Origin of the sequence: Pseudonocardia sp. NPDC049635, from assembly GCF_040659795.1 — a bacterium.
GTDB lineage: Bacteria > Actinomycetota > Actinomycetes > Mycobacteriales > Pseudonocardiaceae > Pseudonocardia.
In genome coordinates this window covers 252,504-267,654 of sequence record NZ_JBFAON010000004.1, presented here as the reverse complement: position 1 = coordinate 267,654, position 15,151 = coordinate 252,504, and the positions used below count along the sequence as shown (strand labels likewise).

General features: G+C 73.4%; 16 protein-coding genes. 10 read left to right on the top strand and 6 right to left on the bottom strand.

Annotated features, from left to right (window positions below):
* Positions 1–87 precede the first annotated feature (87 nt).
* On the top strand, positions 88–252 hold the full coding sequence (locus tag AB0J24_RS07885; protein WP_358677147.1) for a DUF1059 domain-containing protein: 165 nt from the start codon (positions 88–90) through the stop codon (positions 250–252).
* A 24-nt stretch (positions 253–276) separates the two neighbouring features.
* On the opposite strand, the gene AB0J24_RS07880 is transcribed toward AB0J24_RS07885, so the two are convergent.
* Complete coding sequence (locus AB0J24_RS07880) at positions 277–1,218, bottom strand: LysR family transcriptional regulator (RefSeq protein ID WP_358677144.1); 942 nt, start codon at positions 1,216–1,218, stop codon at positions 277–279.
* Between the two features lie 118 nt (positions 1,219–1,336).
* Between AB0J24_RS07880 and AB0J24_RS07875 the strand changes: the two genes are divergently transcribed.
* From AB0J24_RS07875 to AB0J24_RS07855, 5 genes are read left to right on the top strand one after another with little or no spacing between them, the layout of a single operon-like run.
* Positions 1,337–1,828, top strand: a complete 492-nt coding sequence (locus tag AB0J24_RS07875; protein ID WP_358677141.1) for an NAD(P)H-dependent oxidoreductase subunit E — start codon at positions 1,337–1,339, stop codon at positions 1,826–1,828.
* Entirely contained in the window at positions 1,825–3,474 is a 1,650-nt protein-coding gene (locus AB0J24_RS07870) for an NADH-ubiquinone oxidoreductase-F iron-sulfur binding region domain-containing protein (protein ID WP_358677138.1), read from the top strand. The genes AB0J24_RS07875 and AB0J24_RS07870 overlap by 4 nt, the downstream gene beginning before the upstream one ends.
* Positions 3,475–3,476: 2 nt before the next feature.
* A complete protein-coding gene (gene fdhF, locus AB0J24_RS07865; RefSeq protein ID WP_358677134.1) occupies positions 3,477–6,296 on the top strand; it encodes a formate dehydrogenase subunit alpha in 2,820 nt (939 codons plus the stop codon).
* A 2-nt stretch (positions 6,297–6,298) separates the two neighbouring features.
* Entirely contained in the window at positions 6,299–6,508 is a 210-nt protein-coding gene (locus AB0J24_RS07860; RefSeq protein ID WP_358677131.1) for a formate dehydrogenase subunit delta, read from the top strand.
* A 53-nt stretch (positions 6,509–6,561) separates the two neighbouring features.
* Entirely contained in the window at positions 6,562–7,317 is a 756-nt protein-coding gene (locus AB0J24_RS07855) for a helix-turn-helix domain-containing protein (RefSeq protein WP_358677128.1), read from the top strand.
* On the opposite strand, the gene AB0J24_RS07850 is transcribed toward AB0J24_RS07855, so the two are convergent.
* Complete coding sequence (locus tag AB0J24_RS07850) at positions 7,289–7,864, bottom strand: dihydrofolate reductase family protein (protein WP_358677125.1); 576 nt, start codon at positions 7,862–7,864, stop codon at positions 7,289–7,291. The genes AB0J24_RS07855 and AB0J24_RS07850 overlap by 29 nt on opposite strands.
* A 134-nt stretch (positions 7,865–7,998) precedes the next feature.
* Between AB0J24_RS07850 and AB0J24_RS07845 the strand changes: the two genes are divergently transcribed.
* Positions 7,999–9,135, top strand: a complete 1,137-nt coding sequence (locus AB0J24_RS07845) for a helix-turn-helix domain-containing protein (protein ID WP_358677122.1) — start codon at positions 7,999–8,001, stop codon at positions 9,133–9,135.
* A 45-nt stretch (positions 9,136–9,180) separates the two neighbouring features.
* Positions 9,181–10,548, top strand: coding sequence for an FAD-dependent oxidoreductase (locus AB0J24_RS07840; protein WP_358677119.1), 1,368 nt, complete (start codon positions 9,181–9,183; stop codon positions 10,546–10,548).
* Between the two features lie 102 nt (positions 10,549–10,650).
* On the opposite strand, the gene AB0J24_RS07835 is transcribed toward AB0J24_RS07840, so the two are convergent.
* The 3 genes from AB0J24_RS07835 to AB0J24_RS07825 all read right to left on the bottom strand — a co-directional run bounded on the left by AB0J24_RS07835 (position 10,651) and on the right by AB0J24_RS07825 (position 13,350).
* Entirely contained in the window at positions 10,651–11,892 is a 1,242-nt protein-coding gene (locus AB0J24_RS07835) for a glutaminase (protein WP_358677116.1), read from the bottom strand.
* Positions 11,892–12,365 carry a hypothetical protein gene (locus AB0J24_RS07830; protein WP_358677114.1) on the bottom strand — a complete coding sequence of 158 codons (474 nt, stop codon included), beginning with the start codon at positions 12,363–12,365 and terminating at the stop codon, positions 11,892–11,894. Before AB0J24_RS07830 ends, AB0J24_RS07835 begins: the two co-directional genes overlap by 1 nt.
* 73 nt (positions 12,366–12,438) lie before the next feature.
* Positions 12,439–13,350, bottom strand: a complete 912-nt coding sequence (locus AB0J24_RS07825) for a LysR family transcriptional regulator (RefSeq protein ID WP_358677111.1) — start codon at positions 13,348–13,350, stop codon at positions 12,439–12,441.
* A gap of 213 nt (positions 13,351–13,563) precedes the next feature.
* Between AB0J24_RS07825 and AB0J24_RS07820 the strand changes: the two genes are divergently transcribed.
* Positions 13,564–13,758, top strand: coding sequence for a hypothetical protein (locus tag AB0J24_RS07820; RefSeq protein ID WP_358677108.1), 195 nt, complete (start codon positions 13,564–13,566; stop codon positions 13,756–13,758).
* 45 nt (positions 13,759–13,803) lie between these two features.
* Here AB0J24_RS07820 and AB0J24_RS07815 read toward each other — a convergent pair whose 3' ends face one another.
* Positions 13,804–14,553 (bottom strand): MmpS family transport accessory protein, encoded by a 750-nt coding sequence (locus AB0J24_RS07815; protein WP_358677105.1) that lies wholly within the window; start codon positions 14,551–14,553, stop codon positions 13,804–13,806.
* A 21-nt stretch (positions 14,554–14,574) separates the two neighbouring features.
* Here AB0J24_RS07815 and AB0J24_RS07810 point away from each other — a divergent pair, with 21 nt between their 5' ends.
* Positions 14,575–14,763: a hypothetical protein gene (locus tag AB0J24_RS07810; RefSeq protein WP_358677102.1), complete on the top strand. Its 189-nt coding sequence runs from the start codon at positions 14,575–14,577 to the stop codon at positions 14,761–14,763.
* Positions 14,764–15,151 lie beyond the last annotated feature (388 nt).

Sequence of the window (15,151 nt, the reverse complement as noted above, 5' to 3'; positions counted from 1 at the left end):
CGTCGCGACCGCCCCGCGGCAACCGGCGGTGGCCATAGTCCCGTTCTCATCAGTCCGGAGGACCGTCGACCCCGCGGAGGAACCGTCATGCAGCATCAGGTGACCTGTGAGTGCGGCTACCAGGCGCGCGACACCGACCAGGAGGCGCTCGTCGAGACGGTGCGCCGACATGTCCGGGACAACCATCCCGAGCTCGTCGGGCAGGTCACACCGGAGATGATCCGGGGCTGGATCGAGCTCGTCGGGCAGTGAGGCCGGCCGGTGCCCCCGGGCCGCTCACCCGGTCGCCGCGGTCGCCGCGGTCGCCGAACGGTCCAGCTCGGCGGCGACGTCGAGCCCGCCGACGACCTCCAGCAGGGCCTGCGCGGCGATCGAGTGGGGCCGGCGGCCGGTGACGATCCCGACCGTCGGCCGGGGCCCCGGCCCGGCGAGCGGGACGGTCGTCATGCCCGCCGGGATGCCGAACGCGTGCAGCCAGGTGTGGGCGATGATGCTGGAGTACCCACCGCTCGCGGCGTGCGCGTACAGCGAGTCGACGGTGTTCGTCTCGACGACCGGGGCGAGCCGGGCCCCGGCCGCGGCGGCGGAGTGGTCGAGGATCCGGCGGTTCTGCATGCTGGTGTCCAGCATGCACAGCGGCAGCGCACCGAGGTCGGTCCAGCGCACGACCTCGCGTGCGGCGAGCTCGCCGCCGGACGGGGTGAGCAGCAGGTAGTGCTCGCGGTAGAGCGGGATCGCCGAGGTCGACTCCGGCGTGTGCTGGTCGATGTAGGTGAGACCGACGTCGATCTCGAACCCGTCGAGCCTGCGCAGGATCTCGGTCGAGGGGAGGGCCTCGATCCGTACCCGCGACTGCGGATGCCGGTGGCGGAACGGGATCGTCACCAGAGGGCTCGGCGGCACCGCGGTGGGGATGGCGCCGATCCGCAGGGTGCTGGTCAACTGGTCGTGCATGCGGCCCAGGTCGCTGCGCAGCCCGTCGCGCTCGGCGAGGATCCGGTGCGCCCAGGCCACCACCCTGCGGCCCTCCTCGGTGAACCCGGCGAACCGGCGGCCCCGGCGCACGATCGTCACGCCCAGCTCCCGCTCCAGCTTGCGGACCCCGGCGGACAGCGCGGGCTGGCTGACGTGACAGGCCACCGCCGCGCGGCCGAAATGCTCCTCGCGGGCCAGCGCGACGACGTACTCCAGCTGACGTATGAGGATGTCGGCCGCCATCTGCACGAGTCTAACCAGCTGTGATCGACGTTACTTATCAGCAGATCGACAGGTCGACTCACAGGCCCCTTGTCCGTTGCCGCCCCCTGTTGTCACTGTGTGAGGAGCATCACCGGCGATGGGGAGGCACATGTCCGAGGTGGCACTCGACACCGGGCGGGCCGCCGCCGTCCGGGAGATCGCCGCCGGCCTGTCCGGCGAGCGCGGCGCGCTGATGCCGATCCTGCACCGGGTGGTCGAGGAGATGGGCCACGTCACCCACGCCGACACGACGGTGATCGCCGAGGTGCTCAACCTCTCCGAGGCCGAGGTGCACGGCGTCGCGACCTTCTACAAGGATTTCCGGCGCACCCCGGCCGCACGGTGCGTGGTGCAGATCTGCCGGGCCGAGGCCTGCCAGGCGGTCGGCGCGAACGAGCTCGTCGAGCACGCCACGACCGCGCTCGGCATCGCCATGGACGCCCGCACCGACGACGGCACCTACGAGCTGGAACAGATCTTCTGCCTCGGCAACTGCGCGCTCGGCCCCGCCGTCACCGTCGACGGACGGCTGCACGGGCGGGTCACCCCCGACCGGTTCGACGCGCTCCTGCGGGAGGCCGCCCCATGAGCACACCGACGAGCACGCCGGCCAGCGCACAGACCACGGTCTACGTCCCCGCCGACTCCGCGGCACGCTCGGTCGGCGCCGACGAGGTCGCGGACGCCCTGCGTTCCGCCGCCGCCGACGCCGGGCGCGAGATCCGGATCGTCCGCAACGGTTCCCGCGGCATGTTGTGGCGCGAACCGCTGGTCGAGGTCGAGACGCCCGAGGGCCGGGTGGCGTACGGGCCGGTGGACGCCGCCGACGTCGCTGAGCTGGTCGGCGCCGGGCTGCTCGACGGTGCGCCGACCCGGCTCTGCCACGGCCGCACCGAGGAGATCGACTGGCTCGCGTCCCAGCAGCGCGTCACCTTCCGGCGGGTCGGGGTGGTCGATCCGCTGAGCATCGAGGACTACACCCGCCACGGTGGCTACGCAGGCCTCGACCGGGCCCTGCAGATGTCGCCCGCCGAGGTGGTCGCGGCCGTCACCGAGTCCGGCCTGCGCGGTCGCGGTGGCGCCGGATTCCCCGCCGGGATCAAGTGGAAGACCGTGCACGAGGCCCCGGCCGGGCTGAAGTTCGTCTGCGCGAACGCCGACGAGGGCGACTCGGGCACCTTCGCCGACCGGATGCTGATGGAGGGTGACCCGTTCACCCTGATCGAGGGCATGACCATCGCCGCGTACGCGGTGGGCGCCTCCGAGGGCTACATCTACCTGCGCTCGGAGTACCCCGACGCGGTCCGCGTGATGCGCCAGGCCATCGAGATCGCCTATTCGCGCGGCCGACTGGGCGAGCGGATCGCCGGCAGTGAGCTGTCGTTCGACCTGTTCGTGCGGGTCGGTGCCGGTGCCTACATCTGCGGCGAGGAGACCTCGATGCTGGAGAGCCTCGAGGGCAGACGCGGCACGGTGCGGGCGAAGCCACCGATCCCGGCGCTGCAGGGGCTGTTCGGCCGGCCGACGGTCGTCAACAACGTGCTGACCCTCGGCTCCGTGCCGATGATCATGGCGGACGGTCCGGCCGCCTACCAGGAGCTGGGCGTCGAGCGTTCCCGCGGGACCCAGGTCTTCCAGCTCGCCGGCAACGTGCGCCGCGGCGGGATCGTGGAGACCGCGTTCGGCATCACCCTCGGCGAGCTGGTCGAGGGCTACGGCGGCGGCACCGCGTCGGGTCGGCCGGTACGCGCCGTGCAGGTCGGCGGCCCGCTGGGCGCCTACCTGCCGACCGACCGGTTCGACCTGCCGATGGACTACGAGGGGTTCGCCGCGGCGAACGCGATGATCGGGCACGGCGGCGTGGTGGTCTTCGACGACACCGTCGACATGGCCCGTCAGGCCCGGTTCGCGATGGAGTTCTGCGCGATCGAGTCCTGCGGCAAGTGCACGCCGTGCCGGGTCGGTGCGGTGCGTGGCGTCGAGACCATCGACAAGATCATCGGTGGGGTGGACCGGGAACGGAACCTGGTCCTGCTCGACAGCCTCTGCGACACCATGACCAAGGGTTCGCTGTGCGCGATGGGCGGCCTCACCCCGATGCCGGTGCGCAGCGCCGTCACCGACTTCGCCGAGGACTTCGACCGGCCCCCGGCACCGACCGGACCGCCGGTCCCGGACAAGTTCGCCGCCGACACGGCCGCCCGCAATGCGGCACTGATGGGCACGGAGGAGTAGCCATGGCCCTGCTCAAGGAGACCGACCACGGCACGCCCGCCCGGACCTCGGACACCACGGTCACCGTCGAGATCGACGGGCACACCGTCGAGGTCCCGGCCGGCACCTCGGTGATGCGGGCGGCGTCCGAGGCCGGGATCGCCATCCCGAAGCTGTGCGCGACCGACTCGTTGGAACCGTTCGGCTCGTGCCGGCTGTGCCTGGTCGAGATCGAGGGCGGCAAGGGCACCCCGGCCAGCTGCACCACGCCGTGCGCGGACGGTATGACGGTGTCCACGCAGACCCCGCAGCTGGAGGAGCTGCGCCGGGGCGTGATGGAGCTCTACATCTCCGACCACCCGCTGGACTGCCTGACCTGCCCGGCCAACGGCGACTGCGAGCTGCAGGACATGGCGGGTGTCGTCGGGCTGCGCGAGGTCCGGTACGGCTACGAGGGCTCGAACCACCTCGACGAGGGCAAGGACACCTCCAACCCGTACTTCGACTACGACCCCAGCAAGTGCATCGCCTGCTCGCGCTGCGTGCGCGCCTGCGACGAGGTGCAGGGCACCCTCGCGCTCACCATGGAGGGCCGCGGCTTCGACAGCCGGATCGCCCCCGGCGGTGCAGCCGACTTCCTGTCCAGCGAGTGCGTCTCCTGCGGCGCCTGCGTGCAGGCCTGCCCGACCTCGACGCTGCAGGAGAAGAGCGTCGTCGATCTCGGCATGCCGAACCGCACGGTGCTCACCACGTGCGCCTACTGCGGTGTCGGCTGCTCGTTCAAGGCCGAGCTGCGCGGCGACCAGCTGGTCCGCATGGTGCCCTACAAGGACGGCGGCGCGAACGAGGGCCACAGCTGTGTCAAGGGACGGTTCGCCTTCGGTTACGCCGACCACCCCGACCGGGTGCTCTCGCCGATGATCCGCGACTCGATCGACGAGGAGTGGCGCGAGGTCGACTGGGACACCGCGCTCGGTGAGGTGGCCCGCCGGTTCTCCGCCATCCGGTCCGCGGTCGGGCCGGGCGCGATCGGGGGGATCACCTCGTCGCGGACGACGAACGAGGAGGTCTACGCCGTCCAGAAGATGGTGCGCGGGGCCTTCGGCAACAACAACGTCGACACCTGCGCCCGGGTCTGCCACTCCCCCACCGGTTACGGGCTCAACCAGACGTTCGGGACCTCGGCGGGTACCCAGACGTTCGCCTCGGTCGAGCACAGCGACGTGCTGCTGGTGATCGGCGCCAACCCGACCGACGCGCACCCGGTGTTCGCGTCCCGGATGAAGCGCCGGTTGCGCGCCGGCGCGAAGCTGATCGTCGCCGACCCGCGCCGGATCGACCTGGTCCGCTCACCGCACATCGAGGCCGCCCACCACCTGCAGCTGCAGCCCGGCACGAACGTCGCGCTGATCAACGCGATGGCCCACGTCGTGGTCACCGAGGGCCTGACCGACCAGGAGTTCCTGGCGGGCCGCTGCGAGGGCGTCGAGGAGTACCTGGAGTTCATCTCGGGCCCGGAGCACTCGCCGGAGATGCTGGAGGAGGTCACCGGCGTCGACGCCGACGAGGTGCGCGCCGCGGCCCGGCTGTTCGCGACCGGCGGCAACGGCGCCATCTACTACGGCCTCGGCGTCACCGAGCACTCCCAGGGCTCGACGATGGTGATGGGCATGGCCAACCTGGCCATGCTGACCGGCAACATCGGCCGCGAGGGCGTCGGGGTGAACCCGCTGCGCGGGCAGAACAACGTCCAGGGCTCCTGCGACATGGGGTCGTTCCCGCACGAGCTGCCCGGCTACCGGCACATCGGCACCGAGTCCGTCCGCGACATCTACGAGCAGCTGTGGGGCACCACGCTCGACCCGAACCCCGGGCTGCGGATCCCGAACATGTTCGACGCCGCCGTGCGCGGCACCTTCCGCGGCCTGTTCGTGCAGGGCGAGGACATCGCCCAGTCCGACCCGAACACCCGCCACGTCGAGGCGGCGCTCACCGCGCTGGACTGCCTCGTCGTGCAGGACCTGTTCCTCAACGAGACCGCCCGGTTCGCGCACGTCTTCCTGCCCGGCACGTCGTTCCTGGAGAAGGACGGCACCTTCACCAACGCCGAACGCCGGATCAACCGGGTCCGGCCGACGACCGCGCCGCGCACCGGCAAGCACGAGTGGCAGGTGGTCGCCGAGATCGCCGGCCTGATGGGCTTCGACATGGGTTGGCAGAGCTCGTCGGACATCATGGACGAGATCGCCGCGACCACCCCGACGTTCGCCGGGGTCAGCCACCGCTACCTCGACGAGGTCGGCTCGGTGCAGTGGCCGTGCAACGACGCCGCCCCGCTCGGGACGCCGATCATGCACGTCGACGGCTTCGCCCGCGGCAAGGGCAAGCTCATGGCCACGACCTACGTCCCGACCCTGGAGCGCAGCACACGGCGCTACCCGCTGATCCTGACCACCGGACGGATCCTCAGCCAGTACAACGTCGGTGCGCAGACCCGGCGCACCGCCAACTCGTCCTGGCACGCCGAGGACCTGCTGGAGATCCACCCGCACGACGCGGAGGACCGCGGGATCTCCGACGGGGACTTCGTCGAGATCACCTCCCGGGTCGGTTCGACCCGGCTGCGCGCCCGGTTGTCGGACCGGATGCCGGTCGGCGTCGTCTACACGACCTTCCACCATCCGGTGTCCGGGGCGAACGTGGTCACCACCGAGAACTCGGACTGGGCGACCAACTGCCCGGAGTACAAGGTCACCGCGGTCCAGGTCGCGCTGCGGGTGGAGCCGGAGGCCGCGGAGCAGGGATCGGGGCGGGAGTCCGCCGTCGCCGTGGCGGGGGACTGACGATGTCCGGCACCACCACCCCGGAGCTGCGGATGGCGCACGAGATCGCCCGCCAGTTCGCCGGCCGCCCGCACGACGAGGCGGTCGAGACCATCGCCGGGCACCTGCGCAAGTTCTGGGCACCGGTGATGATCGCGAACCTGGTCGAGGAGACCGACCGGGGCGCCGACGTCGATCCCCTCGTCGCCGGGGTGGTCGAGGCCCTGCGCTGAGCGGGACGGCCGTCGCGCCGCACCGGCTCCGCCGCCGCGGGATGATGACCGCCATGGAGCCGCTGCTGGTGCTGGACACCCGCGAGTCCGACTCGTCGTGGGTGGACTCCGTCTGGACCTCGACCAGCGACGGTGTCACCTCGATGACCTCGGTGGCCTGCGAGACCTGGGGCCTGGTGTTCTGGGAGCGGCACGGCGCCGTGCACGCCGCCGTCACCGGTCCCGAGACCCGCACCGGCACCGCACCCGTCCCGAGCGACGCCCGGTTCGTCGGCATCCAGTTCGCGGTCGGCACGACGTTGCGGGCGGCCCGGATGCCCGACCTGCTCGACTCCGGGATCACGCTGCCGGACACCGTCCGCCGGCGGTTCGAGCTTCCCGGCGGCAGCTGGGAGATCCCGTCGGCGGACGACGCCGAGGCACTGGTCGCCCGGCTCGTGCGGGACGGCGCCGTCGAGCGGGACCCGCTGGTCACCGCCGTCGCCGGTGGTGCCCGGCCGGACGCGCACGAACGCACCGTCGAACGCCGCTTCCGCCGCGCCACCGGATTGACCCGCAACGGCGTCCGCCGGATCAGGCGGGCCCGGTCCGCGGCCGAGGCGCTGGCCGCCGGACAGGACGTGGCCGTTGTCGTCGCCGCCCACGGCTTCTACGACGAGCCGCACCTGGCCCGGGACCTGCGCCGTTATGTCGGCCGGACCGCCGGGCGGTTGCGCAGCGGCACCGGCGGCGCGATCGCGCTGGACGCGTTCGGGCGGGCCGCGACGCCGGACCGCAGCCTCACCGGACGACGTCGTACACCAGCTTGACCACCCCGTTCGAGTAGGACGCGGTGTCGCGCAGCCGGAGCCGGCGGGCGTCCCGATCGGCCCGGTCGAACAGGCTCTTGCCCGCGCCGAGCAGCACCGGGAACACCAGTAGGTGGTAGCGGTCGACCAGATCGGCGTCGGCGAGGCCGCGGGCCAGCTCCGCGCTGCCGTGCACGAAGAGCGCGCCCCCGTCACCACGCTTGAGCTCGGCGACGTCGTCGAGCGAGCGCAGGATCGTGCTCGGCCCCCACCCGTCGACGAGATCGGCGTCGGTCAGGCCGGACGACACCACGTACTTCGGCAGGTCCTGGTAGGCGGCGTGGTCCTCGGAGGTGGACCAGTAGGGCGCGAACGCCTGGTAGCTGCGGCGCCCGAGCAGCAGTGCCGAGGTCTCGGCGAGCTCGTCCTCCTTGAGCGAGAAGGCCTCCGGCACGAACTCGGTCTTCATCACCCACCCGCCGCTGCGGTGCCCCTCCTCCGTGCCGCCCGGCGAGTCGAGCACACCGTCGAGCGTCATGAATCCCGTGTAGACGAGTTCGCGGGTCACCGGTTCCTCCTGGCAGATCGTCTCGTGTCGTCGGTCGTCACCGTCGGGTCGCGACGGAACCTATCCGGGCGTCGGCACCGAGGTATTGGACGGAACCGGCACAGCCCGTGCGACGATCCCGGAAAGGAGGGTGCATGTCCGGCGAGAACGACCTGTTCGGCTTGGCGCGCGACCTCGCCGAGCGCCTCGGCTGCCCGATCACCATCGAGGATCCCGACACCGTCGTCGTCGCGCACGCGGGTGACCATGCGGGGGCGGACCGGACGCGGGTCGAGACGATCCTCAACCGGCAGGTCCCGCGGCAGGTCCGCCAGGCGCTGGAGCGGGCCGGGGTGTTCGAGCGGCTCCGCACCTCCGACGACGTGGTCGTCGTCGAGGTGGCCGAGCTGGACATGCTGCCCCGGGCGGTGATCGCGGTCCGCGCGCACGGCGAACTGCTCGGATCCATCTGGGCGGTCACCGACGCCGCCCCGGACGCCGGTCAGCGCGCGGCTCTGCGGGCGGCGGCCCCGGCCGTGGCACAGCACCTGCGGGCGGCGCGCCGGGAGTCCGACGAGGCCCGCCGCGCGCGTGCCCAGCAGCTGGACCGCCTGCTCGCGGGCGGTGAGGCCGCGGTGCGCGAGGCCGCTCGGGCGGCGCTGCCCGAGCAGCTCGTGGTCGTCGCGATCCGGGGCCGCTCCCCCGATCTGCTGGAGCGGACCGCGAGCGCGCTGACCCTGCACCTCAATGCGGTGGTCCCGCGATCGGTGTCCGCGGTCCGTGACGACGTGCTGTACGGGGTGCTCGGCGCGTCGTCGGCTCGCCGGATCCTCACCGACTTCGTGGAACGGGTGGCGGGGCGGTCGGACTTCGTGGCCGGGATCGGTGACCCGGTGCCGGCGCACGACCTGGCCCGTTCGGCCGCGACCGCCGCCGAGGTGGCCTCGGTGCTCGTCCGGGGTGCGGGGGGCGCCCGGGTGGCCGAGCTGCCCGAGGTGTTCGCCGACGTGCTGGTCGAGCGGGTCCGGGGGTTCCTGGTGACCTACGCGCAGGCGAGCCCGTTGACGACGCTGGAGCGCCACGACGCCGAGCACGGCACCGAGCTGGCGTCCACCGTGGACGCCTACCTGGCCGCCGCCGGCAGCGTCGCGCAGGCGGCCGGTGTGTTGCGGGTCCACCCCAACACCGTCCGCAACCGCCTCCGGCGGGCACTGGCCTGCGGGGTCGATCCCGACGACCCGGCCACCCGGCTCGCGCTGATGGCGCATCTGGCGGCCCGGCAGGCCGGCTGACCGCGGCCGGGTCCGTCCCGGGATCGCTGCTGTGGGATCGCCGCTGTGGGATCGCCGCTGTGGGATCGCCGCTGTGGGATCGCACAACCCTGCGGCGCGGGTCGTGGCCGAAGCGCCACAGCCGTGGACCGCGTTCGGCGGGACACTTGCGGTATGGGCAACCAGAAGATCGTCGTGGTCGGTGGCGGGATCGTCGGCCTGGCCTCCGCGTGGCACCTGCAGCGCGGCGGGGCCGAGGTCACGCTCGTGGAGCGGCACGAGATCGCGGCCGGTTCGTCGTGGGGCAACGCGGGCTGGCTCGCGCCGGCGCTGACCCTCCCGCTGCCCGAGCCGGCGATCCTGGCGACCGGGATCCGGGCGCTGCTGAGCCCGCGCTCGCCGGTCTACGTCCCGCCGCGGTGGGACCCGAAGCTGTTCGGGTTCCTGGCCGGATTCGCGCGGCACTGCACCGACCGCCGGTGGCGCCAGGCGCTGCAGGTGTTCATCGCCGCCAACGCCGACGCGCTCGACGCCTACGACGAGCTGGCCGGGGCGGCCGACACCGGCGGTGTCACCGAGCCGATCCGGCAGGCGACCCCGATGCTCGCCGCGTTCTCCTCCGAGACCGACCGCGAGGTGCTGGTCGAGGAGTTCCGCCGGGTCAACGCCGGTGGTGGCAGGACCGACTACGCGCTGCTGGACGACGCGCAGGTCCACGAGCTGGAGCCGGCGCTCGGTGCCGGGGTGCGGTGCGGCCTGCGCATCGACGGTCAGCGGTTCATCAACCCCGGCCGGTTCGTGCACTCCCTGGCCGACGCGGTGAAGCTCGCCGGGGCCGAGATCGTGACCGGCCGTGACGTCGAGCGGGTCGAGGGCGGCGGGCGGCCGCGCGTGCGGTTCGACGACGGGAACGTGCTCGAGGCCGACGCGGTGGTCCTGGCCAACGGGGCCTGGCTGGGCGGGCTCGCCCGCGACCACGGCGTGAAGCGGCTGGTCCAGGCCGGTCGCGGCTACAGCTTCACCGTCGAGCCCGAGGCGACCCCGCGCAACCCGGTCTACTTCCCCACCCAGCGGGTGGCGTGCACCCCGCTCGGCGGGCCGCAGGACGGCCTGCGGGTCGCCGGGATGATGGAGTTCCGCGACCCGGACGCCCCCCTCGACCCGCGCCGCATCGAGGCGATCGCCGACGCGGCGCGTCCGATGTTCACCGGCATCGACTTCACCGCGCGCCGCGACGAGTGGGTCGGCTCCCGGCCGTGCACCACCGACGGGCTGCCCCTGGTCGGTGCGACCCGCACCCCGGGCGTGCACGTCGCCGGCGGACACGGCATGTGGGGCGTCGCGCTCGGACCGCTCACCGGCCGGCTGCTGGCCCGGCAGATCCTGCACGGCGAGACGGCGCCGCTGCTGCGCAGCTTCGACCCGCTGCGCTGAGGCCCGGCCGGAAGCCGTCCGGGCCGGTACCGCCCGAGGCCGGGTGCCGCTGGGGCAGCGGCTGAGCGATCCCGGCCGCCGGCCTCCGACGCCAGTACCACGTCAGGTCCGGACCAGCGGTCGCGTCCCGTCGCCGAGGTCCGGATCCGGCAGCACACCGTCCGGGTCGACGACGGCGACGACGTGACCGTCCCCGGCGAGGCGGCGCAGCCCCTCCAGCACCATCCGCCGTCCGACGTCGGAGAACCGGTCGACCCGGGCCAGGTCCAGCACCACCTCCCGGGTGCCGATCGGCTCCGCGGCCAACCGGTCGAGCACCGTCTCGGCGCCGGCGAACTGCACGACCCCCTGCAGTGCGACGACCGTCGCGTCACCGTCCACCCGGGTGCCGCGCACCACGGTCGCCCCGTACGGCTCGGCCTCCATCAGGTGCATGCCCATGTCGCGGGAGAGCCGCTCGCAGATCGCGACGCCGCGCACGCTGTTGCCGTGCGCGTCCAGCCGCGGGGACACGGTGGCGAGCCCGAGCTGGCCGGGCAGTGCGCCGAGCAGCCCGCCCGCGACGCCGCTCTTCGCCGGGATGCCGACCCGGACCAGCCAGTCCCCCGCGCCGTCGTACATGCCGGAACCGGCCATCACCGACAACGTCCGGCGGGCCACCGCGGCCGGAACGACCCGCCGCCCGGTGACCGGATGGACGCCCGCATTGGCCAGCGTCGCCCCCATCACCGCCAGATCGCGGACGGTCACCAGCACCGCGCACTGGCGGGTGTAGCCGTCGACGACCTCGGCGGCCGGCGCGTCGAGCACCCGGTAGTTGCGCAGCATGTGCGCGATGGCGAGGTTCCGGTCCGCGGTGTCCATCTCCGACCGGTACACCGACTCGTCGATCGACAACCGCCGCCCCGCCAGCTCGGAGAAGAACTCCAGCACCCGGTCGACCCGCGCGGCACCCGTCGCGTCCGGCCCGCGCAGCAGGTGGTGCACCGCGATGGCGCCTGCGTTGATCATCGGGTTCTTCGGGCGGTGCGTCCCGCCCTCCAGCGACAGCTCGTCGAACGCCTCCCCGGACGGTTCGACGCCCACCGTCGCGTCCACCACCTCGGTGCCGCGGTCGGCGAGCGCGGCAGCGTAGGCGAACGGCTTGGAAATCGACTGGATGGAGAACTCGACGTCGGCGTCGCCGGCGGCGTAGGTGCGGCCGGCGACCGTGGTCACGGCGACGCCGAGCACCTCCGGATCGGCCGCGGCGAGATCCGGGATGTAGTCGGCGACGGCGCCGGAGCGATCGGCTGCGACGCCGTCGAGAACCTCGGCCAGGTACTCGGGGACGGGGGTGCGCATCAGCCGCCACCACCCGATGCGGCGGCGCTCTGCTGCTCCCACATCGAGAGCACCACGGCGACCACGAACAGCTGCACCGGCAGGCTCAGCCCGGGCAGCTCGGCCTCGGCCCCGCCGCGCCACCAGCTCAGCTTGCGGATCGACCCGATGGCCTGCTCCCCCTCGACGAGCAGCTGCTCGGAACTCCACATCGACGCCCGCCGGAACCGGTACGAGCGCCCGTCGGCGGTGACGGTCCAGTGCTTGCGCGCGACCCGCTCGGCCGTGGCGACGACCCGGTCGGCACCGTCGGTGGTGTCGGTCATCGTGTAGGTGCCACCCCAGCGCCCGGCCCGGATCTCGTGGTCCCGGCCGTCGATCGTCATCCGGCCCCCGGAACGCCACCAGTGCGAGCTGAAGCTGCTGACCGGGGCACCGTCCACGGTGAACTCGTAGGCACCACGCCACGGGCTGGTCTTCTCGGCGCGTAACACGTGGCGTATCGAACCATCGGCCGCCGCCGGAGCACCAGCTCCGCCGGCGAGCCCGGGGACGCCCCGCCGGCTCTCATCCCGGCGCGGCGAGCCCGGCCACGGTGCGCCGCAGCTCGTCGGTGGCCGCGACGATCCGGGGATTCTCCTCGGCGCCCCGGCGCGTGCACACGACGATCTTCCGTTGCGGGACGTTGCGCCCGCTGAGCGGGACGCGCACCGCACCGGGATGCGGCACCGTGATCGCGATCCGCGGGACCGCGGCGATCCCGAGCCCCTGCCCCACCAGCGCGGTGACCGCCGTCAGCTCCTGCGCGAAGTGCACCACGCGCGGCGAGTACCCGACCGCCCTGGTGGCCGCGAGCAGCTCGGTGTAGGAGTCCTGGTGGCGGCGGCCCGAGATCCACTCCTCGCCCTCGGCGTCCACCATCGTGACCGAGTCCAGCTCCGCGAAGCGATGGCCGACCGGCACGAGCAGGTCGATGGGATCGTCGATCAGGTCGGCGACCGCGACCAGTTCGCGGTCCACCCGGGCGTCCTCGCCCGCGACGTAGATCCCGACGTCGATCGCGCCGCTCTCCAGCCTGCGCAGGACGTCGTGCGAGTAGATCTCGTGCGCGGTGGGGTCCAGGCCGGGGTGCCGGGAGCGCAGCGCCCGGACCGTGGGCGCGACCAGGGTGGAGACCGCCGTCGGGAACCCGCCCATCGGGAGGGGACCGCTGAGCTGCCGGGCAGCGGCCGCGGTGTCGCTCAGCGCCATCTCCCACTGGGCGTTCATCGTCCGGGCGTGTTCGACCAGCCGGTTCCCGGCCGCGGTCAGCCGGACCCGGCGCCCGTGGCGTTCCAGCAGGGCGACGTCGAGCTCGGCGGCGAGCTCCTTGAGCTGCTTGGACACTCCGGAGGGGCTCCGGTGGAGTGCCTGCGCGGCCGCGGTGACGGTTCCGTACTCGCAGACGGCGATGAGCAGCTGCAACCGCGCGTCGATCATGCACCAATGGTGCACGGTCACGTGCAGAACATGCACCTGGAATCGGCCCTGCCGGGGGCGTACAACGGAGGGTGCCGGGCCGGACGGGCCCGGTGCCCACACGCCGCGACCTGCGGACCTCTGCACCACCACCGCGCCCGCGACCCTGTGGTGCCCACCTCCGGTCACCACCGTGCACGACCGTGCCCACGATCCTGGAAGGGACACCGAACCATGCCCACGACCGTCACCACCACCACACCGGCCGAGCAGACGCCCCGGCCGACCCCGTTCGGCAGCGTCATCAGCCGCATGCGACGGACACTGCGCGAGGTCGCGACCGGGATCGACACCTGGAGCGCGATCCGGCACGGAGTCGTCCCGCTCGACGACCGGCGGTCACCGGACGAGCCACGCATCTCCGGCTGACCGCACGTGCCGGGGCCCCGGCCGGGACACCGCCCGACGCCGTCGTCAGCGGTTCCCGCTGCAGGAGACCGCGGAGAAGTCGCCCTCCGCCGACTCCTCCGATACGACGGCACCGTCGACGAGGATCCGGCAGGAGATCCGACCCGACCCGCCGGCGGCGCTGACCGAGTAGTCGGTGGGCTCCGCCTCCGCCGGTGAGCTCCGCTGCCAGGGAAGCTCGGCTCCGGACACCTGGGCGACCGACGTCCCCCGGCCGATGGTGATCGTGTCCGCCGACCCCGATCCGGTCACCTCGAAGGTCACCTCGGTCGGCGCAGGCTCCGGGGCGGTCTCGACCGCCGGTGCGACGGCGGGTTCCTCGTTCCCGGCCGAGGCGGTCCCGGACGCGGCCGTCATCCCGGTCCTGGCGGGGGCGGGGCGGGCGTCCTCGCCCCCGAGGACGGCCCATCCGAGCGGGATCGCAGCGGCGAGCGCCGCGGCGGCGCCGACCACCCACGGCCAACGCCGGCGGCCGGTGTCACGGACGGCCCGGCTCCCGGCCGGGCCGGATCCCGTGTCCCGGTCGCCCGGCTGCCCGGGGTCACGCGCGCTGCGCCGGTCGGGGTCCCGCTCCGCGCCGTGCCCGGCGCCCCCGTCTACGTGCGGCCCGGGCTCGTCGTGCCCGGCGTCCCCGTCGACGTCCCGCTCGGGCTCGCCGTACCCCGCGTCCCCGTCGACGTACGGCCCGGGCTCGCCGTACCCCGCGTCCCCGTCGACGTACGGCCCGGGCTCGTCGTACCCGGTGCCGCCGGCCACGTGTCCGGGACCGTACGTCCGGTGAGCCGATCGGCCCCGGTGCACCCACAGGTCGTCCGGCCGGGCCGGGTCGGCGCCGTGACCGCCGGCACTCCCGGTGCCACGGCCCCGTCCGGTGAGCTCCCCCGCGGCGAACCCGATCGTGTCCTCGTGCTCGGGGGCCGCTCGGTGGCGCCCACTGCGGTCGAGCGCCCCGGCGGGGCCGGGTGAGCGCGCGGGCGCCCCGGCCGGTCGCCTGCTGCGCGGATGTGGTGTCGCCGGCTGCTCCGGCGCGCGGCGCCGCCCGCGCCGCGGCCCGTCGTCGACCCGGGCGGGCCACTCCAAATGGTAACTCTCCGTGATCAAATCCGGCGCGCCGGAGGCGGCGGCGACGGTGTCCGACCACGGGTCGCGGCCCACCGAGGTCGGGTCCGCGGGCCCCCGATCCGCCCCGAACACCACCCCCGCGGCGAGCTCGTCGGGCGGGCGATTCCCGACCCACGACCTGGAATCGCCGTACAGATCCCCGCTGACCTCGGCCGACCGGCGTCGGCCGCGCCGGGTCACCGGAGTCCGCTCCTCGTCGAGCATCCAGCGACCCTCGTCCGGGTTCCACCTC